This is a genomic window from Ruegeria sp. (genome assembly GCF_965199275.1).
Taxonomy (GTDB): domain Bacteria; phylum Pseudomonadota; class Alphaproteobacteria; order Rhodobacterales; family Rhodobacteraceae; genus Ruegeria.
The window spans coordinates 87,274-107,577 of sequence record NZ_CBDAQX010000028.1 but is presented as its reverse complement, the minus strand read 5'-3'; the positions used below and the strand labels follow the sequence as shown (position 1 = coordinate 107,577).

The following is a 20,304-nucleotide window of genomic DNA, read 5'->3' as shown; positions in this document are numbered from 1 at the left end:
TTTGCCAAGCGGGCGCGAACCGGGTAGGAGGCTTTGAGCCGACTTAGCGAAAAGGACCAGCGCAATGACCCATATTCCGGGGATCGTCATCACAGGGGCTTCTGGCCGTATGGGGCAGATGCTGATCAAGACCGTGACTGACAGCGATCAGGCCCGTCTTGTGGGTGTGGTCGAGCGCGCGGGCCACGATTGGATCGGTCAGGACGTGGGCACCGCGATGGGCGGGCAGTCGCTCGGCGTGACTGTGACAGACGATCCGCTGGAGGCGTTCGCACAGGCGCAGGCCGTGATCGACTTCACCGCGCCCGAAGCGACGCTGGAGTTTGCTGCTTTGGCTGCGCAGGCGCGGTGTGTGCATGTGATCGGCACCACCGGCATGACCGAAGAACAGATCGCTGCCCTCGAGCCTGCCTCGCGCCATGCGGTGATCGTGCGGGCGGGGAATATGAGCCTTGGCGTCAATCTGCTGGTGCAACTGACCAAAAAAGTCGCCGCTGCGCTGGATGAGGATTTCGACATCGAGGTAATCGAAGGCCATCACCACCATAAGGTCGACGCGCCCTCGGGCACTGCGCTGATGCTGGGTGAAGCCGCTGCCGAGGGGCGTGGTGTCAAGCTGTCGGATGTGGCCGACCGGGGCCGCGATGGTATCACCGGTGCCCGTAAACGCGGAGACATCGGCTTCCATGCCATTCGCGGTGGAGACATCGTGGGTGAACATGACGTCCTGTTCGCCGCGCCAGGCGAACGGATCGTCTTGCGCCATCTGGCAACTGATCGCGCCATCTTTGCCCGCGGCGCGCTGAAGGCGGCGCTGTGGGGGCAGGGCAAGGCACCGGGTCAGTATGACATGGTGGATGTGCTGGGGCTCTAACTCAACACAACCAATGAGATTTTTGAACATGGGCTTTACCTGACGCCGGGACTCGATCCATGCTTGCCTCGTAAGGCAAGGGGGAAGAGTGCTTTGGTCAAGTCTGTTGCAGGGGCGTTTCTGCTTTCGCTGGCCGCTGGTAGCGTTTTGGCCGAGGACCAGCAGGTGGTGTGCACGGTCGAGGGTTGCAAGGAAATCACGCTGCAAAAGCCCCGCTTCAGCGAGTCCAGTGCGTTTTCGGTACAGCAGGTTTGGGGTGTGGTGGACAGTATCCTGGCCGTGTCTGGCCTGTTGCCGAATTTCGAGGTGCTTGAAACCACCGAGGTCGATAACGCAGCGGCTGTAATCTTCAAAGAACAACGGTACTTGGCATTCAACCCGGACTGGCTGTCGCAATACGAAGCGGACCCGAACGCCTATTGGCAGCTTTATGGTGTGATCGCCCATGAGGTCGGTCATCATCTTCAGGGACATACGATCATCGAAGGAGGGTCGCGCCCGCCCACCGAATTGGAGGCAGATGAATATGCCGGATTCGTTCTCGCTGCACTTGGGGCCAACCTGACGCAGGCTCAGTCCCTGTGGGAGACGTTGCCCGCACAAGGCTCAGCGACCCATCCGCCCCGCCATCAGCGCCTTGCAGCGGTTGAGCGCGGATGGCTGCGACGCAATGGGCAGGCGCCATCCACTGCGACACCAACGGCTGAGCCGCCTGCGCCCGAAGTGCCACCGCCACCGGGTTGGCTTATGAACAGCTGCACCGGTATTTCTGTTGCCGGGCAGTGGGCGGATTTGTGTTTCAGTTCAGTTTTGAAGGCTCAGGGCAGCAACAACTACGGCCCTCGAAATGTGACGGACCAAGACAACCGCACCGCTTGGGTGGAAGGCGCGCCGGGGCATGGCTACGGTGAAGCATTCGTTCTGGCTTTTGATTCACCCACTCGGATCAACCGCTGGGCAATTCGGAACGGCTATGCCAAATCTGAACGGACCTTCATCCGCAACAGTCGTGTGCGCGAGCTGAAGTTGAGCTTTTCGAATGGTTCGACGACATCTTTCACGATCGACGACACATCAGACTGGCAGGAGACCAGCGCTTTGGCCAACTATGGTGCCGTATCCTGGGTCGTGTTCGAGATCACTGATGTCTACCCCGGCACGCATTATCAGGACACGGCGATTACCGAGCTTGTCTTCGAGTGATCGTCAAAGATCCTTAACCTTGTCCGCGCGCAGCGGGCAGGCGAGATAGACGCCGAATTCTTTGCCGATATCCGCGCTGACGCGGGCGTGAACCGCGCCTTGCCGGTCGAGAAAGCGCTGGTTGTCTTCGACCGGGAAAATCCCCTCATGCCAAATGCCGGGATGGATATAGAGGCCGCGAGACCCATCGCACCAGAACGCCACCACTTTGTCTGGGGTCAGATTATCGCCCGGCAGGGCGGCGGGAACGATGAAGGGCTTGTTGTCCAGCGGCCAGAACATCTGTCCGCCATCGGGGTGGTAGTTCATGTGCCACAAAAGGACTTGATCGCGCGGTGCGCTCTGCCGTTCGACCTGTGCCTGCTGAGGATCAGTTGACCAACCCAGAACGTAGTGGCCGCCCACGGCTTCGTTTCGGCCATAGAGGACATCGCCTTTCCACTGCCCATGGAATGTGCCTTCGACCCAGCCGCCTTCATCGCCGGTGCCTTCGTCGATGGGCCGCCAGCCTTGCTGCGGCCAGCGAGTGATCTCGATCTCGAACCCTTCAGGGTCATCGACCAGACAGCCATGACCTTTGACCGATGCGTCCGTGGCGCGGATAAGGGGAACCTCTTGCCACGGCAGCGAGGGTTTTGTGCTGGCTTCAAAAATGTATTCAGGGGCGTTCATGGCGTACCCATGTGCTTGTCGACCATACGCTGCACCATCGGGGCGAAATGTGCAAAATCAGGGGTCTCCATATCCGCGCGCTTTCCGGCCTCATCGAGATATCGCACCTGAATGATCTCTTTCAGGTTCGGGTTGGCCTCGAACGCGGTCACTTCTTCGGAACTCATCGGGCCCCCTTGCAGTTTCAGCGTGTGAACCGAGGCGGTGGACAACCGGTTGAAGTACTCAGGCTTCGTTGCGCAAAGATACCGTTTGGCCGCCACATGATAGCGGCAGCAATCGGTGATGACGGACGGGAAGAACTGCTCCAGCACTTCCGCACCTGCGTCTTCGTGATGGCGATCTTTGGTGTCATCCGGGTGATATGTTCCGAATTCCGAGGTGAAATGGCCGATGTCATGCAGCAGGGCCCCCACGATGATCTCTTCGGGCATGCCGTTCTGTTCGGCGATGGTGGCCCCTTGCAGCATGTGTTCGGCCATGGTCACGGGCTCGCCCAGATATTCCTCGCCACCACGGCGGTCGAAGATATCTCCGATGAAAGCCACGATATTGTCGCGGTTCAGAGTCGTAAAATCGGGTTTCATTCCGCCGCCTCCGGCTGTGCAATGTCCATAGCGGCCAGAGTGGACAGCAACCCGTCCTTATCGGCGTAGCAGCCCTGCAGCCACCGCGACCCTGCGCCCGAATAGCCAAGTCGCGCGTGCAGCACGCGGGTGTTGTCGACGATGAAGCTCTCGCCCGGTTCAAGCTTGAACGACACGCCCATCGCAGGGTCGTCGATGATGTTCCCCAATTGGCGGTAGGCGGCGTAGTAGGCCTCCATCTTGTCGAAGGGCACATCCACAAAGGGCGCGGAGGAGCGATTGTTGAACCGGATGCCAATGATTTCGCCATCGGGAGACAGCTCGATCATCGGACGGCGTGACCGCAGGCAAACCCCGTCTGAGCCTTTGTATTCGAACCGCGCCGGGAAGCCGACCAGCAGGGCAAAGCCTTCGGGATTCTGGTCGCGCAGCTTCTCGGCGGCTCGGAACCCGTCAACCACGATCGAGTCGCCGCCCTCGGCGCTGTTTTCAAGGCAGTAGAGGATTTGTAGCGTCGGCACCGGATCGCGATAGGGATTGTCGGTGTGGGCCTGCAATCCCAACCCGGTATAGGCGAGGTTGGTCGGGTTCACCTCGGTCCGGACCTCGAAATAGGGGCCGTAGTTGGTCTCACGCACATAGCCGAACAGGTCGGCCACCTTCAGCAGCGACTCGGGCTCGGTCGGGCCACCGGTCAGTTTGGCAAAACCGTATTCGGCCACAGCCGCCAGCCAGTTGCGTTTGGCGCTCGGGTCGGCGTGAACCGCGTTCCAGTCGCCGCTTGGGGCCGTGATACCGCTCTCCCATGTGGTGATGCCGGGGGCGATGCGCCCGAACGGGGCGCTTTGATCGCGATCGTAAACATGATCGGCCAGCCATGCGGCGGGGAAGGTGACGGTTTTACCTTCCGGCTGGAAGGTGACGCTCAGGTCACCGTCGATCACCTCGGCCGCGCTGACTGAGGTGTTTTCGGGAATGTCGCCAATGGTGATCAGGCGCTGCCCGTTGCCCGGCGCGCGGGTGTCCGGGTCAAGCGCGTTGTCGCGCAACCAAATGGCATGAAATCGGGCTGAGGTTCCGTCGGTGTACTCAACAGTCACAACCGAAGGGTCAAAGGTGGCGGTGCGCAGCATGAGGTCTCTCCTGTTCAGCGCGGGCTTTACTTGAAGGGGATACGCCCCCCGTGCCATTATCACAATTAATGCTTATTTCGCCTGAGGGTTGGTTTTTCTAATGGCTAAGGAAAAGATCGGTTTGCCGCCTCTTGACTGGCTGCGGGTGTTCGAGGCGGCTGGTCGACTGGGCGGTTTCTCGGCCGCTGCACGTGAGTTCGGTTTGACGCAGGCCGCGGTCAGCCAGAGGATTGGCAACCTTGAGGCCTGGCTAGGGCGTACGCTTTTTGTGCGCGAGGCGCGGGGCGTGTCGCTGACCATCGAAGGCGAAAGTTATCTGCCGCTGGTGCAGGACAGCTTGCAGGCGCTGGAACGCAACACCGAAGACCTGTTCGGCAAATCCCCGCGCGAGCTGCGGGTCGCGGGGCTTTCCTCACACATCCACGCACTGGTTCTGCCAGCCTTGCCTGCCTTTCTGAACATGCGGCCCAAGGTGCGGGTGATGACGGATTCGGTGACACGCAGAACGTCGCTGGAGGAAGAGCGGACATGGCTGCAAATCCGCTACGGTCGCGGTGTATGGCCGGGGCGCAAGGCCAAGCTGATCGCGCCCGAGGTGCTGGCCCCGATGGCTGCGCCGGATGTGTCCTGGGGCGCGCCGGTGATTGATCTGCGGGGCGAGCGGCCCGGCTGGCAGGATTGGGCGCAGAGCGTGGGGATCAAGGACCTCCCGAAGGGTAGGATCAGCTTTGATTCCGTCGGTCATGCGATGAAGGCGGCGCGGCAGGGATTGGGGGTTGTTCTGGGCTCGGTGCCTCTTGCTGCAGAAAGCCTGCAGTCGGGGCGTTTGCTCAGGCTCGACCTGCCGGAATTGAAGACCAAGGATAGCTATTGGCTGACATGGCCCGAGGAGCGAGCCAAATCGAAAAAACAACGCGCGTTGTTGGATGATTTCCTGCAAGCGCTGCGGGGATGAGCCATCAAAAGTCGATGGCGATGCCCTTTTTCTCCCAATCGCCATAACGCGCCGGGTCCGGGCCGTCACGCCCGCCCAGCTCTTTCGGCATGTCTTTTGCCTCGGCTTCGGCCTTGCGGCGACGCTCGGCGGCCTCGGCAAGTGCGCGCTGGGCTGCGGGCGGTAGATCTTTGGTGTCGTCACTCATGACATCGGGTTCCTTTCCGGTCACGGTCTTGATATACGCCACCGTCCGCCAAAGGCAATGCGGACCACAGGCACATCAAAAGGCGGTTCCATGTCCGACAATGCAACAGCGGCGCGACGCAGCGCGATCTATCTGCTGGATCAGATTTTGGGCGAAGGGCGGCTTTTGTCCGAATGTCTGGCCGCAGGCGCGCTGGACCGGTTAGCCCCGGAAGACCGGGCGCGGGCGCAGCGCCTGACGCTGGAAACCCTGCGCGGGCTCGAGCGTGCGGACCGGCTGCTCGACAATCACCTCAACCGTACCCCCGCGCTGACCGTCCACAATGCGTTGCGTCTAGGCGCGGTTGAGCTGTGCCACGGCGAGGCTGCGCATGGTGTGGTGAACTCCATGGTGGAAATTGTTGCCCGCTCACGCAAGCATGGGCGTCTCAAAGGATTGGTGAATGCGGTGCTGCGCAAGGTCGCCGCCGAAGGGCCAGACGCTTGGCCCAAGATGCGCGTGCCGCGTCTGCCGGACTGGCTTCGTGATCCGCTGGTCATGGCGTGGGGGGCGGAGGCCGTCGCTGGCATGGAACAAGCCCATTTCGCGGCTGCCCCACTGGATCTGACGGTCAAGCCGGGCTCGGACGCGCCGGGTCAGGTGCTGCCGACCGGGTCAATGCGCGTGCAGGATGCGGGACAGGTTTCGACTTTGCCGGGCTACAACTCGGGCGATTGGTGGGTGCAGGATGCAGCGGCGGCGATGCCTGTGCGCGTGCTGGCCCCACAGGCTGGTGAGAAAATCCTCGACCTCTGCGCCGCGCCGGGGGGCAAGACGCTGCAACTGGCCGCTGCTGGCGCCGAGGTGACGGCGCTGGATATCTCGGAGCAACGGTTGGTGCGCGTGCGCGAAAACCTCACGCGCACCGGGTTGGAGGCAAGCGTTATCGCGGGCGACGCGCTGGAACATCAGGGTCAGTATGATGCGATCCTGCTGGACGCGCCCTGTTCGGCTACCGGTACGATCCGCCGCCACCCTGATCTGCCCTTTGCCAAGGATGGCTCGGAATTCGGCGGTCTGATCGAGCTGCAGACGCAGATGCTGGCCCATGCCTGGAGCCTGCTCAAGCCGGGCGGGCGGTTGGTCTATTGCACCTGCTCTTTGCTGCCTGACGAGGGCGAGGTACAGGTCGAAGAGGCGTTGGACATGTATCCGGAAATGTCTGTGGATCGCGACGCGCTGAACATCGACGGGGTTGAACCGGACTGGATCACCGAGGAAGGCGGCCTGCGTCTACGGCCCGATTATTGGCCGGATCGCGGCGGGATGGATGGATTCTACATCGCCTGTCTGAACAAATCTGCCTGAGCGCATGCTTTTCGATGACTTGACGATCGGCGCGGTCTATCGTTGGGTCTCAAGCGCCAGCAGAGCGCAAGAGGCAGAGTAACGAGCGTCATGTCAGATACGGACACCATGACCAGCCGGTGGATGCGGTTCCAGAACCGTCTCTATGCGCGCCTGAGCCAACGGCAAAAGGCGGTCACGGGGTTTGTCACGCAGCCTGAACCGCGCACCGTTGGGTCTTTTGCCCGCGGCCGTCAGCTGGTGGCGGGCAATCTGCTGTTCTCGGGATATCTTGTCGAGGCACAGGATACGGGTCTGTGGGAGGTCACAGCCCCCAGTCTTGGCTTTGACGATGAGAGGCACGGCTTTGCTTGGCTGGATGATCTGGCGGCTGTCGGTGATATGCGGGCGCGAGACAAGGCGCAGCGCTGGGTTTGGGGCTGGATCGAGGCGCATGGGCGCGGGCAAGGGCCCGGGTGGGTTCCCGATCTGACCGGACGGCGTGTCATGCGCTGGATCAATCACGCGTCTTTCTTGCTGCGCGGCGCAGACGAGGCGCAGAGCAAATTGTTTTTCCGGTCTCTCGCGCAACAAACATGGTTTCTGTCTAAACGCGCGCATGCCGCAACGCCGGGATTGCCGAGATTTGAGGCACTGGCCGGTCTGGTCCAGGCTGGATTGGCCTTGCAGGGGCTGGGGGGGATGGCCGATCCAGCCCTGCGTGCGCTGGCGCGCGAATGCGAACGGCAGGTCGACAAACAGGGCGGCATCCCAACACGCAACCCTGAAGAGCTGCTTGAGGTGTTTACGCTGCTCGGCTGGACCTCCGCCGCCCTCAGCGATCTTGGGCGCGGCACACCGGTGGCGCAGGCCGCAGCGATCAAGCGGATCGCGCCTACCCTGCGCAGTTTGCGCCATGCGGATGGCGCTCTGGCCCGGTTCCATGGCGGCGGGCGTGGGATCGAAGGCCGGTTGGAACAAGCGCTGGCTCAAAGCGGGGTAAAGCACAAGGCGGCAACCGAATTGCCAATGGGCTTTGCCCGGCTGTCTGCTGCCCGCACGACCGTGATCGTTGATGCCAGCCCTCCGCCCGTCGGCGCGGCCTCGCTGAACGCGCATGCCTCAACCACGGCGTTCGAGCTGACGTCGGGCCGGCGTCCGTTGATCGTTAATTGCGGCTCCGGGGCCAGTTTTGGGCTGGATTGGCGTCGGGCGGGACGGGCCACGCCGTCTCATTCCACGCTCTGTCTGGATGGATATTCCAGCGCGCGTCTCGCCAAACCTGTGACGGGTAGCGAGCGGCAGGCGCTGGTGGATGCGCCGCAAGACGTTCCCGTGGATTTCGAGGACGCGTTCGAGGGCATCCGCTTCATGGTTGGCAACGATGGCTATACCAAGGTTTTCGGCCTGACCCACGCGCGCACGTTCGAGCTGCGCTTTGACGGGCGTGAGTTGACCGGCGAGGACATCCTGCTGACCACAAGCGACAAATCCAAGCGGCAGTTTGACAAGGCGATGGATGCCTCGGGCCTTTCAGGTGTAGGGTTTGATATCCGGTTTCATCTGCACCCGGATGTGGATGCGGCCGTGGATTTGGGCGGCTCCGCAGTGTCGATGGCCCTCAAAAGTGGCGAGATCTGGGTTTTCCGCCATGATGGCGTGGGAAAATTGTCCGTCGAGCCAAGCGTTTACCTTGAAAAAGGGCGTTTAAAACCGCGCGCGACAAAACAGATCGTTCTATCTGGCCGCGCAATGGAGTATGCGACGCGCATCCAGTGGACGTTGAGCAAGGCGCAGGATACAGCCTATGCCGTGCGCGACATGCACCGGGACGAACCCGAATTCGACTGACGCCAAAAGGACCTTTGGACCCATGACCGACCTTCACCCCGTGCGCCGCGCGTTGCTTTCCGTTTCCGACAAGACCGGGCTGATCGAGCTGGGAAAGGCGCTGGCCGAGCGCGGGGTTGAGCTGCTGTCCACCGGGGGGACCGCCAAGGCCCTGCGCGATGCGGGGCTTGAGGTTCGGGACGTCAGCGAGATCACCGGCTTTCCCGAGATGATGGATGGCCGTGTGAAAACGCTGCACCCGATGGTGCATGGCGGCCTTCTGGCGCTGCGCGACAATGACAGTCACGTCGCGGCCATGGATGAACATGGCATCTGTGCGATCGACCTGCTGGTCGTGAACCTCTACCCATTCGAGGCGACTGTGGCCAAAGGGGCTGACTATGACACCTGCATCGAGAATATTGATATCGGCGGTCCGGCGATGATCCGCGCGGCGTCCAAGAACCATGCTTTTGTGAACGTGGTTGTGGATGTCGAAGACTATTCATCGCTGCTGGACCAGTTGGAAGAGAACTATGGCAAGACGTCCTATGGCTTCCGACAATGGCTGGCGCAAAAGGCTTATGCCCGCACAGCGGCCTATGACACCGCTGTTTCAAATTGGATGGCTGATGCCCTGCAGCTGGAGGCCCCCAAGCGCCGTGCCTTTGCCGGTGAGTTGAAACAGACCCTGCGCTATGGCGAGAACAGCCACCAGCAGGCGGCGTTTTATACCGATGGCACGAACCGCCCTGGCGTGGCGACCGCCCAACAGCATCAGGGCAAGGAACTGAGCTACAACAACATCAACGACACGGACGCAGCGTTCGAGTTGGTTGCCGAGTTCAACCCGGCTGACACTGCCGCCTGCGCGATTATCAAACACGCCAACCCCTGCGGTGTCGCGACCGGAGCGACCTTGCTAGACGCGTATAAGTCGGCTTTCGATTGCGACCGGACCTCTGCCTTTGGTGGGATTGTCGCGCTGAACCAGCCTCTGGACGCGGAAACGGCGCAGGAGATCACTGGCATCTTCACCGAGGTCGTCATTGCCCCCGGTGCCTCGGATGAGGCCAAGGAGATCTTTGCCGCCAAGAAGAACCTGCGCCTGTTGACGACTGAGGGTCTGCCGGACGTGACCGCCGGTGGGAAAACCGTGCGTCAGGTGGCCGGTGGCCTTCTGGTCCAAGACAAGGATAACGGGTTTGTCGGAATGGATGACCTGAAAGTGGTCACCAAGAAGGCGCCGACCGACGAACAGATGCGAGACCTTCTGTTTGCGTGGAAAGTCGCCAAACACGTCAAATCCAACGCTATCGTCTACGTCAAGGACGGCGCGACCGTCGGGGTTGGCGCGGGCCAGATGAGCCGCGTCGATTCGGCGCTGATTGCGGCCAAGAAAGCCGAGCGTATGGCTGATGTGCTGGGCCTGCCGCAGCCGCTGACCATCGGCTCAGCGGTAGCCTCGGATGCGTTCTTCCCCTTCCCTGACGGTCTGATGGAAGCCGCTGAGGCGGGTGCCACCTGCGTGATCCAACCCGGCGGCTCAATGCGCGACGACGAAGTGATCGCGGCGGCGGATGAGGCCGGTCTCGCCATGGTCTTCACCGGCATGCGTCACTTCCGCCACTGATGCGCAGCCGTCTTTTGCTCTGGGCCGCACTCACGGCATTTCTGATCGACCAGATCAGCAAATATCTGGTCGTTCACGTGATGCGCGTGGCTGAGGGCAATATCGAGGTGCTGCCGCCGCTGCTTGTTTTCAAATACGGCGAGAATCGCGGGATCAACTTTGGCCTTTTCCAAGGCAACTCAGACGCTGCGCGGTGGGTTCTGATTGGCATTTCCGTGGCCGTCTGTATCGCGGTTGCGATCTGGCTGTGGCGGTCGGCCCCGACCAAGGTGATGCTGCTGAGTGGCGGACTGCTGATCGGTGGCGCGCTGGGCAATGTGGTTGATCGGGTGCTGTATGGCTATGTTCTGGATTTCCTGAACATGTCCTGTTGTGGCATCAACAATCCCTTCGTGTTCAATCTGGCCGATGTGTTCATCTTTGCCGGTGCCATCGGACTTGTGTTGTTCGACAATAAAAAGGCCTCGTGACGCGCCCGAAGAGATGCGTTAAAAGCACCTGAAACAGGTTGGAGACTCTGATGCGGTTGTCGCGCGCCCTACTTGCCATGATCCTTGGTGCAGCCGTTGCAGGTTGCAACAACCCCGGCCTGCGCGATCTTGACCCTCCGGGGGAAGGGCCAGATGAGTTCTCCGTGCTGCCGGTCAAACCCCTGACCCAGCCGAAGGATTATGCGTTTCTGCCGGCCCCCACACCGGGCGGTGGCAACCTGACAGATCCGAACCCGAACGCAGACGCCGTGGTGGCCCTTGGGGGCAACGCATCGGCGCTGAACCCTAATGCGGCGATCCCATCCTCGGATGCCGCGCTTGTAACTGCCTCAAGCCGTTATGGCGTTCCGGCAAACGCGCGCGCCGTGGTCGAGGCTGACGACGAAGCCTTCCGCAAGCGCCGTGGCCGTTGGACCGGTCTGCGCCTGTTCCCGGTCGATCGCTACCAGCAGGTTTACGAACGTCAGTCGATCGATCCCTTTGTCGAGACCGATGCAGCCCGTCGCATTGGGGTAGAAACTCCGTCTTCACCTCCGAATGAATAATTCTTTAACTTTCTGTCATCTCCCTTGATCCCGCCGGGCGCCACCGTAGTTTGAAGTCTAGAAACGAAACGGAGGATGCCCCATGGTTCGGGCTTTGGCACTATCTGCCGCCCTGATTGCAGCCACCCCGGTCCTGGCCGAGGACGGGAAAGAGGCGGTCACAACCTTCACTTTGGACAACGGCATGGATGTTGTCGTGGTCGAGGATCACCGCGCGCCGGTCGTGCAGCACATGGTTTGGTATCGCGCCGGGTCCGCGGATGAGCCAATCGGGTCGTCCGGCGTGGCGCATTTCCTCGAACATTTGCTGTTCAAGGGCACCGATACTCTGGCACCTGGCGAGTTCTCGGCCACGGTTGCGGCCAATGGGGGCAATGACAATGCCTTCACCTCCTATGACTACACGGCCTATTTCCAGCGCGTCGCAGCCGACCGGCTGGAGCTGATGATGCAGATGGAATCGGACCGGATGCGCAATATTCGCCTGTCCGAAGACGATATTGCCACCGAACGCGACGTGATTCTGGAAGAGCGTAACCAGCGCACTGACAACAACCCGCGCGCACTGTTTGGCGAACAGATGAACGCAGCGCAGTACCTCAACCACCGCTACGGCGTCCCGATCATCGGCTGGCGGCATGAGATGGAGACGCTGGATATGGAGGACGCGCTCTCCTTCTACCAGACCCACTACGCCCCCAATAACGCCATCCTTGTCGTGACCGGAGATGTCGACCCGGACGAGGTGCGCAGCCTTGCGGATCAGTATTACGGTGTGATCCCGGCCAATCTGGACCTGCCGGAACGCATCCGCTCGCAGGAGCCTCCGCAAACCGCTGAACGTCGCCTGACCTACAAAGACCCGCGTGTGTCGCAGCCTTATGTGCAGCGCAGCTATCTAGCCCAGGAACGCGATCCGGGCGCGCAGGAAAAAGCGGCAGCCCTGTTTCTGTTGGCCGAACTGCTTGGGGGAGGCACGACCTCATATCTGAACGAGAAACTGCAATTCGAAGATCAGGTCGTTACCTATGCAGGCGCGTTCTACCGGGGGGTCTCGCTGGATGACACAACCTTTGACCTGTTGGTGGTTCCGGCCGAAGGCGTCTCGCTGCAAGAGGCCGAGGATGCCATGGATCGGGTCGTGGCGGAGTTCATCGCCGAGGGCGTGAACGCAGAAGATCTTGACCGGATCAAGATGCAGCTGCGCGCCTCGCAAACCTATGCCCGTGACAATGTGGACGGCATCGGCAACCGCTACGGCCGTGCCCTGACCAGCGGATTGACGGTTGAGGATGTGCAGGCCTGGCCCGACGTCCTGCAGGCCGTGACCGGGGATGAAATCATCGCCGCCGCCCGTGAGGTTCTGCAACTGGAAAGCTCGGTTACCGGCTGGCTGATGAAGGATGATGAGGTGACCCAATGAAACGCATCTTCGCAACCCTGATCGCCTTTGTCATCGCGCTGCCCGCATGGGCCGAGATTGAAATCCAAGAGGTTACCTCTCCCGGTGGCATCACCGCGTGGCTGGTCGAGGATCACTCGATCCCGTTCGCCGCGCTCGAGCTGCGCTTTCGCGGCGGCACCTCGCTGGATGACCCGAACAAGCGTGGCGCAGTTTACCTGATGAGTGGCCTGATCGAAGAAGGCGCGGGTGATATGGATGCCCGCACCTATGCGCGCGAGTTGGAGTCGCTGGCCGCCTCATTCACCTACAATGCTGGGGACGATACGGTTTCGATCTCGGCCCGTTTCCTGACCGAAAACCGGGATGAGGTGATCGACCTGCTGCGCACAACCCTGCTTGAGCCGCGCTTTGACGAAGACGCGGTGGAACGTGTGAAGGCGCAGATCCTGTCCGGCCTTCGCTCGGATCAGACCGATCCGAACGACATAGCAGGTCGCAGCTTTGCCGCTATGGCCTATGGCGATCATCCCTACGGGTCCGAGGGCAAAGGCACGCTTGAAACCGTGGCAGCCTTGACGCGCGACGATGTAGTCACCGCTTATGAGAGCGTATTTGCTAAGGATCGTCTCTACGTTGGCGCTGTCGGCGATATCACCGCCGAAGAGCTGGGCGTACTTCTGGATACCTTGCTGCTGGACCTGCCCGAGACCGGCAAACCGATCCCTGAAAAAGCAGAGGTTCAGATCGAGGGTGGCATAAGCGTGGTCGAATTCGACACGCCGCAATCCGTGGCGCTGTTCTCGCAGAAAGGGATCGACCGGGATGATCCCGATTTCTTCGCGGCCTTTGTGCTGAATCACATCCTTGGCGGCGGCGGTTTCGAAAGCCGCCTGATGCAAGAGGTGCGCGAAAAGCGCGGCCTGACCTACGGCGTCTATTCCTATCTGGCGCCCAAGGACCTTGCCTCGGTCTATCTGGGTTCGGTGTCGTCCTCCAACGATCGCATCGCCGAAGCCGTCGCGGTGATCCGCGACGAATGGGCCCGAGCGGCGTCCGAGGGCGTGACCCAGAAGGAGTTGGATGACGCCAAGACCTATCTGACCGGCGCCTATCCGCTTCGGTTTGATGGCAACGGCCGTATTGCCGGGATCATGGTCGGGATGCAGATGCAGGGTCTGCCGATCGACTATATCGCGACCCGTAACGACAAGGTGAATGCGGTGACGCTGGATGAGATAAACCGCGTGGCGTCCGAATTGCTAGACCCGGACGGCTTGCACTTCACCATCGTCGGACAACCAGAAGGGTTGGACGGCTAACGCCGTCCCCCTGCGCTTGGCGTGCAGGATAACCATTGATAACGAGCGATGCGCCGCTTACCGGATCGGCAACTCTCCGCCTTAACTAGCCGTTAACGCGTCTCGGCCATACTTTCGCCAGAAATGACGAGAATTCTGTGTTAATCGGGACATGAGATAGGATTCCTTTGGTCCTCATCTCTTGTCACAGCTAGGGATGGATAGTGACGCTATGGTAGTTGCGATTATGGGATTGGGAACAGTTGCGGGGTTGCTGACCTTTGCGGCCGCTCTGATTCTTGGCCAATCTCTGCTCAGCGCCTTTGCACTTTACGTTGTGGCCGGCGTCCTGACCTCGCTGCTGGTTGCTGCAGGGATCTATTTCAGAAGCTCTTGAACGAGCTTTAGCCGAAAAAAAGTCCAACGACTTGTAGAAAAGCGTGCAATTTTGACCCCCTAAGCGGGGAAATCGGCGTCCAAATTTGACCCCTCCCTATGGTTGTAGACATCCTTTTCATTGAGCAGTCGATGGAGAGGCAAGCGGGATGATTTGCGTGGAAACTATTAGAAAAGTGCGTCGCTTACACCTGATCGAAAAAAAGAGCATCAAGGAAATTTGCCGTTCGCTCAATTTGAGCCGTGCAACGGTTCGAAAGATAATCCGATCGGGAGTGACGGAGTTCAAATATGAGCGCAAATCGCAGCCATACCCGGTGCTCGGGCCTTGGCGCGCGCGTCTGGATGAAACGCTTGAGGAGAACGAGGCGCTTCCGAAGAAACACCGCAAGCGGATGACCAAAATCTGGAAGGAACTCTCCGATGATGGTTTTGGCGGCGGGTATGACAGTGTTCGACGCTACACAAAGAATTGGCGCATTGCGCACGGCCGACAACAGGCGCAGGCGTTCATCCCGCTGATCTTTGATCCTGGGGAGGCGTACCAGTTCGACTGGAGTGTGGAGACGGTTTTGATGGACGATGCACTCACGACCGTGAAGGTTGCCCATTTCAAACTTTGCCATAGCCGCATGCCATTCTCCATTGCCTATCCGCGCGAGACGCAGGAGATGGTCTTTGATGCCCACGACGAGGCCTTCAAATTCTTTGGTGGAGGCTGCATCAACGGGATCTACGATAACATGACGACCGCCGTCGATGCGATCCTGTCGGGCAAGGAAAGAAAGTTCAACAAGGCATTCTCCCGGATGTGTTCTCATCATCTGGTGAACCCGATCGCCTGTACGCGCGCGGCCGGTTGGGAGAAGGGTCAGGTTGAGAATCTGGTCAAGGAGAGCCGCGCCTATAGTTTTACACCGCGTCTGGAGGTGGCCGACTTCGATGAATTGAATGCCCGGCTGCAAAAAGACGCGATCAAACGCGCAAAAGAACTGCGGCATCCGGAAAACCTGGAGGTGACGGTCTGGGAGGAGTTCCAGCAGGAAAAGCCGCTGCTGACGCATCTGCAGAAGCCCTTCGTCGGGTTCCGTGAAAAGACGGTCGCCGTGAGCCGAACCTGCCTGATCAACTTCGAAAGAAACAAATACAGCGTTGAGGCAAGAGCTGTTGGACGTCAGGTCCAGTTGCAGGTCTACGCCACGCGGATTGTCCTGCGCCAAGACGGTGAGATTGTCGGAGAGCACGAACGGTGCTTCGGCCGAGGAAAAACGATCTTCAACCCTTGGCACTATGTGCCCGTCCTCAAGCGCAAGCCTGGCGCTCTGCGCAATGGAGCACCGTTCCGTGACTGGGACCTACCACCGGCAATGACGCAGATCTGGACCCATCTGCGGGGCACATCCGACGGAGACCGGCAACTTGCCGATATTCTTTTCGCTGCTTACCAGCACGACATTGATGTGGTCGAGGCTGCCTGCGAAGAAGCTCTAAAATCTGGCCTGCGCAAGGCCGATGCGATCCTGAACATTGTCTCTCGGCGCACCAATCCCCCGCCGCCAAAGGCGATTGAGCCGCCTGCCCACCTGCAGCTGAAAATGGCACCGATCGCGGATTGCGCTCGCTATGACAGGCTTGGAGGCTCCCATGCAACTGCGTAAGGAAATTCTCGAACTTGCCCGTCAACTGAAGTTGCCAGGCATCGTCAACTGCTTTGACGAAGTGATGCAGGCCGCAGCCAAAAACAACTGGCGGCCCCAACAGGTCGTGGCCGAACTCCTCACGGCCGAACTGGCCGAAAAGACTGCGCGCTCGATCCGGTATCAGATGGGTGCCGCAAAGTTCCCGGTCTGCAAGTCCTTACCTGAGTTCGACTTCACGGTCAGCCCCGTCAACGAGGAAGTCGTGCGCAATCTTCATGACGGCGATTTTATGGACCAGGCCAGGAATGGCGTGCTGGTCGGTGGAACCGGATCGGGCAAAACGCATCTCGCAACAGCGATCGGGGGCCACGCGGTCAATAACCGCCGGCGGGTCAGGTTCTTCAGCGCTGTGGATCTCGCGAACAAGCTGGAGGCTGAACATCGCGAAGGCAACGCCGGGCGGCTCAGCGAGCAGCTGATCCGCGTCGACCTCGTGATTATAGACGAACTCGGTTATCTGCCGTTCGCAGAGTCTGGTGGACGATTACTCTTCCATCTCATCAGCAAACTGTACGAGCGAACGTCTATTCTGCTAACAACCAACCTCGCATTTGCTGAATGGCCGAGTGTGTTCACAGATGCCAAAATGACCACTGCTCTCCTGGATCGACTGACACACCATTGCGATATCATCGAAACCGGGAACGAAAGCTGGCGAATTAACCACCGCGACTAACCTCGAAATCGGGGAATAAATTCAAAACAGACAGCAGGTCAAACCTTCAGTCGAGCTACGCTCTCTTTTCGGTTTGACCTGCTGTCCACCCCCTCCTGAATCAACCTAAACACGACCCCCTCAACGCCCCTCTTAGCTCCAAGGGGGGTCAAATTTGGACGCCGATGGGGGGTCATTATTCAATGCCGATTGACAAACGACTGAACACTCAGCCTTCAGGCTTTAGCCCTTTTTCGCTGCCCGCAGCATCTGACCCATCATCTGGCCAAACTTGCCCGAGCCGCGCTGATACAAGGCTCCATCAACCGCCATGACCGTGCCGCTGATATAGCTGGCCATATCAGAGCTGAGGAACAGGCAAGCGTTGGCCACGTCCTGCGGTTGGCCCCAACGGCCCAATGGAACGTCCTTGCGCAGCGCTTCGCCCGCATCGGGTTTTGGCGCAAGGCGTTTGGCCCCTTCGGTGCCCTCGATGAAACCAGGCACCACCGAGTTCACACGGATGCCTTCAACGCCCCATTCCATAGACAGGGTTCGGGTGATCTGATCAACGCCGGCCTTTGCCGCGCAGACATGCGCCTGCCCTTCGTAAGGCAGATAGGATTGCGGGGCCGAGATGTTGATGATGCTGCCACCCGGCCGTTTGAGGTAAGGGTAGGCCCCTTTCAAAACATGAACAGTGCCCATCAGATCGATGTCGACTACGGTTTTGAACGCATTGACCGACATCTCGGACATCAGCGCCGGGAAATTCCCCGCCGCACCTGACACCAGCACGTCGAAATCGCCAAACGCATCATGGAACTGTTTCAACCCCGCCGCCACGGCGTCCGGGTCGCGCACATCAAACGCCGCACCGATGGCCTCTGCCGCGCCTGCCGCTTTCAGGGCAGCGACCGTGTCATCCACTTTCTCTTGCGAGCGGCTGGCAACGGCAAGTTTGGCGCCCGAGGCCGCAAAAGCCTCGGCAATCCCCCGGTTAATACCGCTGGTGCCGCCAATGACGATGACGGTTTTGTTTGCAAAGTCCATGTGGGCCTCCCGTGATGCGGGGGCCCTACTCGCCGTAGGGCACCCAGATGTTTTTCACTTCGGTCGCAGCCTGCAGGAAGCGGCGGGAATGGTCCATGCTCCAATCAAATGCCGTCGCGTTATTGACCCAGGCGCGTTTCAGGTTCCCGGCTGAGACCACCTCGATCTCTTTCGACAGATCCGTCGACGAGAAGGACCAGACCGCATCCACGTTCAGGTGTGAGGCCAGTGGTTTCGCCAGTTCCGCATGGGTGCCGGTCAGGATATTGACCACACCTGCGGGCACGTCCGAGGTCTCGAGGATCTGATAGAAATCCGTCGCCGCCAGCGGATACGGCTCGGACGCCGCCAGCACCACCCGGTTGCCCATGGCAATTGCAGGCGCCATGGCCGAGACCAGCCCCAGCAGTGGGGCCTCATCCGCGCAGAGCGCGCCGATCACGCCAACGGGTTCTTTTATGGCGATTGCCACGCCCCGGATCGGAACGCCATGCACCTGACCGTCATATTTGTCGGCCCAGGCGGCTGCGGTGAACAGGCGCTGGATCGAGGCTTCGACCTCTTTCACGCCGTCTTTTTTGCCGGTCATGGCGTCGATACGGGCGGCGAACTCGCCCGCGCGGGCCGAGAGGTTCTCGCCGATATAGTACAGTATTTGCGCTCGTAGATGACCTGTGGTCTTGGACCAGCCTTTCGCGCCAGCGGCGGCCTCAACCGCGTTACGGACGTCCTTGCGGTTGGCCAAACCTACATGGCCCAGCAGGCCGGATTTGCCCCATACGGGTTTCGAGTACCCGCCATCCGGCCGGGCCTGCTTGCCGCCCACATACATTTTGGCTGTGCGGTCGATGGGGTCGACCGAGGCACCTTCGCCTGTGGCTGCCTCGACCTTGGCCAGAGGCTTGGCCTTGCCTTTGGGCTTTGTGTAGGCCGTCAGCCCCTCCCAACCGCCTTCACGGCCAAAACCACTTTCGCGCACTCCGCCGAACCCGGCTGCGGCGTCGAACAGGTTGGTGGCGTTGACCCAGACCACGCCCGCAACCAGCTTGGGCGCGATATCCAGCGCGAGGTTCACATTCTCGGTCCAGACCGTAGCGGCCAGGCCGTAGCGGGTGTTGTTGGCCAGTTCTACGGCCTCAGCTGGGGTGCGGAAGGTCGAGGAGACCAGAACCGGGCCAAAAATCTCCTCCTGCATCAGAGGGTCCGAGGTCTCGAGCCCCGAGATCAGCGTCGGAGGGTAGTAGCAGCCGTTTTCCGGCAGCTCACAGGCGGCCTGATGGACATGGCCTGCGGTGTTGCTGTCGACCATGGATTTGATCGTCTGCAGCTGAACCGGGTCCACAACCGCGCCCACGTCAATGCATTTGTCCAGGGGATCACCGACGCGCAAGCCGTCCATCCGGGCGCGCAGCTTGTCGTGGAAGCGGTCGGCAATGCCCTCTTGCACCAGCAGGCGGGACCCTGCACAGCAGACCTGCCCCTGATTGAACCAGATCGCGTCGACCAGACCTTCGATCGCGGAATCAATATCGGCGTCGTCGAACACGATATAGGCGGACTTGCCGCCCAGCTCCAAGGTCAGTTCCTTACCCGAACCCGCGGTCGCCTCGCGGATACGTCGCCCCACAACGGTCGAACCGGTGAACGCGATCTTGTCCACGTCCGCGTTCACGATCATCTCACCCACTGCGCCGTCTCCGGTCACGATATTGACGACGCCCTTAGGGAGCCCGGCCTGTGAGCAGATATCAGCGAACAGCAGCGCGGTCAGCGAGGTATATTCGGCCGGTTTCAGAACCACCGTGTTCCCCATCGCCAGCGCGGGCGCGATCTTCCAGGCCAGCATCAGCAAAGGGAAGTTCCACGGGATGATCTGGCCACACACGCCCAAGGCCTCAGCATCGGGCAACTCGCTCTCCATCAATTGCGCCATACCGGCGTGGTAGTAGAAGTGCCGCTGCGCCAGAGGGATGTCGATGTCACGCGATTCACGGATCGGCTTGCCGTTGTCCATGCTCTCAAGCACGGCGAACAGGCGCGAATGTTTCTGCAACAGCCGCGCAATGGCATAGAGATACCGCGCCCGGCCTGCGCCGCCCAGTTTCTCCCACTTGGGTTGCGCCTTGCGGGCCGCAGCGACGGCCGCGTCCACATCAGCCTGCTTGGCCTGGGTCAGCTTGGCCAGAACCTCTCCGGTCGCGGGGTTGCGGCTTTCGAACCCTTTGCCCGGTTTGGTGAAGGTCCCGTCGATATAGTGACCGAACGCATCGCCCTGATCGACCAGCCAGGCCAAGGCTTCTGCGGCATTTTCAGGGGCGGGGCCATAGTCCATGGTCTCGAAGATTTCTTTGACTGTCATTG

The 20,304-nt window shown here is 60.5% G+C and carries 19 protein-coding genes; 13 read left to right on the top strand and 6 right to left on the bottom strand.

Annotated elements, in window-relative coordinates; translation table 11 throughout:
• The first annotated feature begins 64 nt into the window (after positions 1–64).
• Positions 65–874, top strand: a complete 810-nt coding sequence (dapB, locus tag ACOERD_RS27780) for a 4-hydroxy-tetrahydrodipicolinate reductase (protein WP_419741161.1) — start codon at positions 65–67, stop codon at positions 872–874.
• A 93-nt stretch (positions 875–967) separates the two neighbouring features.
• Positions 968–2,077 (top strand): NADase-type glycan-binding domain-containing protein, encoded by a 1,110-nt coding sequence (locus ACOERD_RS27775; protein WP_419741160.1) that lies wholly within the window; start codon positions 968–970, stop codon positions 2,075–2,077.
• A 3-nt stretch (positions 2,078–2,080) separates the two neighbouring features.
• Here ACOERD_RS27775 and ACOERD_RS27770 read toward each other — a convergent pair whose 3' ends face one another.
• Genes ACOERD_RS27770 through ACOERD_RS27760 form a run of 3 tightly spaced genes read right to left on the bottom strand, consistent with a single transcriptional unit; the run spans position 2,081 to position 4,469 of the window.
• Entirely contained in the window at positions 2,081–2,749 is a 669-nt protein-coding gene (locus ACOERD_RS27770; RefSeq protein WP_419741159.1) for an ureidoglycolate lyase, read from the bottom strand.
• A complete protein-coding gene (locus ACOERD_RS27765; RefSeq protein WP_419741158.1) occupies positions 2,746–3,336 on the bottom strand; it encodes an HD domain-containing protein in 591 nt (196 codons plus the stop codon). The genes ACOERD_RS27770 and ACOERD_RS27765 overlap by 4 nt, the downstream gene beginning before the upstream one ends.
• Complete coding sequence (locus ACOERD_RS27760) at positions 3,333–4,469, bottom strand: gamma-butyrobetaine dioxygenase (protein WP_419741157.1); 1,137 nt, start codon at positions 4,467–4,469, stop codon at positions 3,333–3,335. The genes ACOERD_RS27765 and ACOERD_RS27760 overlap by 4 nt, the downstream gene beginning before the upstream one ends.
• 100 nt (positions 4,470–4,569) lie before the next feature.
• Between ACOERD_RS27760 and ACOERD_RS27755 the strand changes: the two genes are divergently transcribed.
• On the top strand, positions 4,570–5,424 hold the full coding sequence (locus ACOERD_RS27755; protein ID WP_419741156.1) for a LysR family transcriptional regulator: 855 nt from the start codon (positions 4,570–4,572) through the stop codon (positions 5,422–5,424).
• A 4-nt stretch (positions 5,425–5,428) separates the two neighbouring features.
• On the opposite strand, the gene ACOERD_RS27750 is transcribed toward ACOERD_RS27755, so the two are convergent.
• Positions 5,429–5,611, bottom strand: a complete 183-nt coding sequence (locus ACOERD_RS27750; RefSeq protein WP_170643653.1) for a DUF1674 domain-containing protein — start codon at positions 5,609–5,611, stop codon at positions 5,429–5,431.
• Between the two features lie 90 nt (positions 5,612–5,701).
• Between ACOERD_RS27750 and ACOERD_RS27745 the strand changes: the two genes are divergently transcribed.
• The 10 genes from ACOERD_RS27745 to istB all read left to right on the top strand — a co-directional run bounded on the left by ACOERD_RS27745 (position 5,702) and on the right by istB (position 16,911).
• On the top strand, positions 5,702–6,958 hold the full coding sequence (locus ACOERD_RS27745) for an RsmB/NOP family class I SAM-dependent RNA methyltransferase (protein WP_419741155.1): 1,257 nt from the start codon (positions 5,702–5,704) through the stop codon (positions 6,956–6,958).
• Between the two features lie 90 nt (positions 6,959–7,048).
• Complete coding sequence (locus ACOERD_RS27740) at positions 7,049–8,788, top strand: heparinase II/III family protein (protein ID WP_419741154.1); 1,740 nt, start codon at positions 7,049–7,051, stop codon at positions 8,786–8,788.
• A gap of 22 nt (positions 8,789–8,810) precedes the next feature.
• Positions 8,811–10,400 (top strand): bifunctional phosphoribosylaminoimidazolecarboxamide formyltransferase/IMP cyclohydrolase, encoded by a 1,590-nt coding sequence (gene purH, locus ACOERD_RS27735; RefSeq protein WP_419741153.1) that lies wholly within the window; start codon positions 8,811–8,813, stop codon positions 10,398–10,400.
• Positions 10,400–10,870: a signal peptidase II gene (lspA, locus tag ACOERD_RS27730; protein ID WP_170679378.1), complete on the top strand. Its 471-nt coding sequence runs from the start codon at positions 10,400–10,402 to the stop codon at positions 10,868–10,870. The genes purH and lspA overlap by 1 nt, the downstream gene beginning before the upstream one ends.
• A 50-nt stretch (positions 10,871–10,920) precedes the next feature.
• Complete coding sequence (locus ACOERD_RS27725; protein ID WP_170555488.1) at positions 10,921–11,436, top strand: DUF3035 domain-containing protein; 516 nt, start codon at positions 10,921–10,923, stop codon at positions 11,434–11,436.
• Between the two features lie 82 nt (positions 11,437–11,518).
• A complete protein-coding gene (locus ACOERD_RS27720; RefSeq protein WP_419741152.1) occupies positions 11,519–12,859 on the top strand; it encodes a M16 family metallopeptidase in 1,341 nt (446 codons plus the stop codon).
• Positions 12,856–14,160, top strand: a complete 1,305-nt coding sequence (locus ACOERD_RS27715) for a M16 family metallopeptidase (RefSeq protein WP_419741151.1) — start codon at positions 12,856–12,858, stop codon at positions 14,158–14,160. Before ACOERD_RS27720 ends, ACOERD_RS27715 begins: the two co-directional genes overlap by 4 nt.
• Before the next feature lie 211 nt (positions 14,161–14,371).
• Complete coding sequence (locus ACOERD_RS27710) at positions 14,372–14,536, top strand: hypothetical protein (RefSeq protein WP_170379318.1); 165 nt, start codon at positions 14,372–14,374, stop codon at positions 14,534–14,536.
• A 148-nt stretch (positions 14,537–14,684) separates the two neighbouring features.
• On the top strand, positions 14,685–16,193 hold the full coding sequence (gene istA, locus ACOERD_RS27705) for an IS21 family transposase (RefSeq protein WP_419737976.1): 1,509 nt from the start codon (positions 14,685–14,687) through the stop codon (positions 16,191–16,193).
• The gene (gene istB / locus ACOERD_RS27700; RefSeq protein ID WP_419737606.1) at positions 16,180–16,911 is read left to right on the top strand and encodes an IS21-like element helper ATPase IstB; all 732 of its coding nucleotides are present in this window, start codon (positions 16,180–16,182) and stop codon (positions 16,909–16,911) included. Before istA ends, istB begins: the two co-directional genes overlap by 14 nt.
• Positions 16,912–17,133: 222 nt before the next feature.
• Here istB and ACOERD_RS27695 read toward each other — a convergent pair whose 3' ends face one another.
• Positions 17,134–17,943 carry an SDR family oxidoreductase gene (locus ACOERD_RS27695; protein WP_419741150.1) on the bottom strand — a complete coding sequence of 270 codons (810 nt, stop codon included), beginning with the start codon at positions 17,941–17,943 and terminating at the stop codon, positions 17,134–17,136.
• Positions 17,944–17,968: 25 nt separating this feature from the next.
• A complete protein-coding gene (locus ACOERD_RS27690) occupies positions 17,969–20,302 on the bottom strand; it encodes an aldehyde dehydrogenase family protein (protein ID WP_419741149.1) in 2,334 nt (777 codons plus the stop codon).
• Between the last annotated feature and the right edge of the window lie 2 nt (positions 20,303–20,304).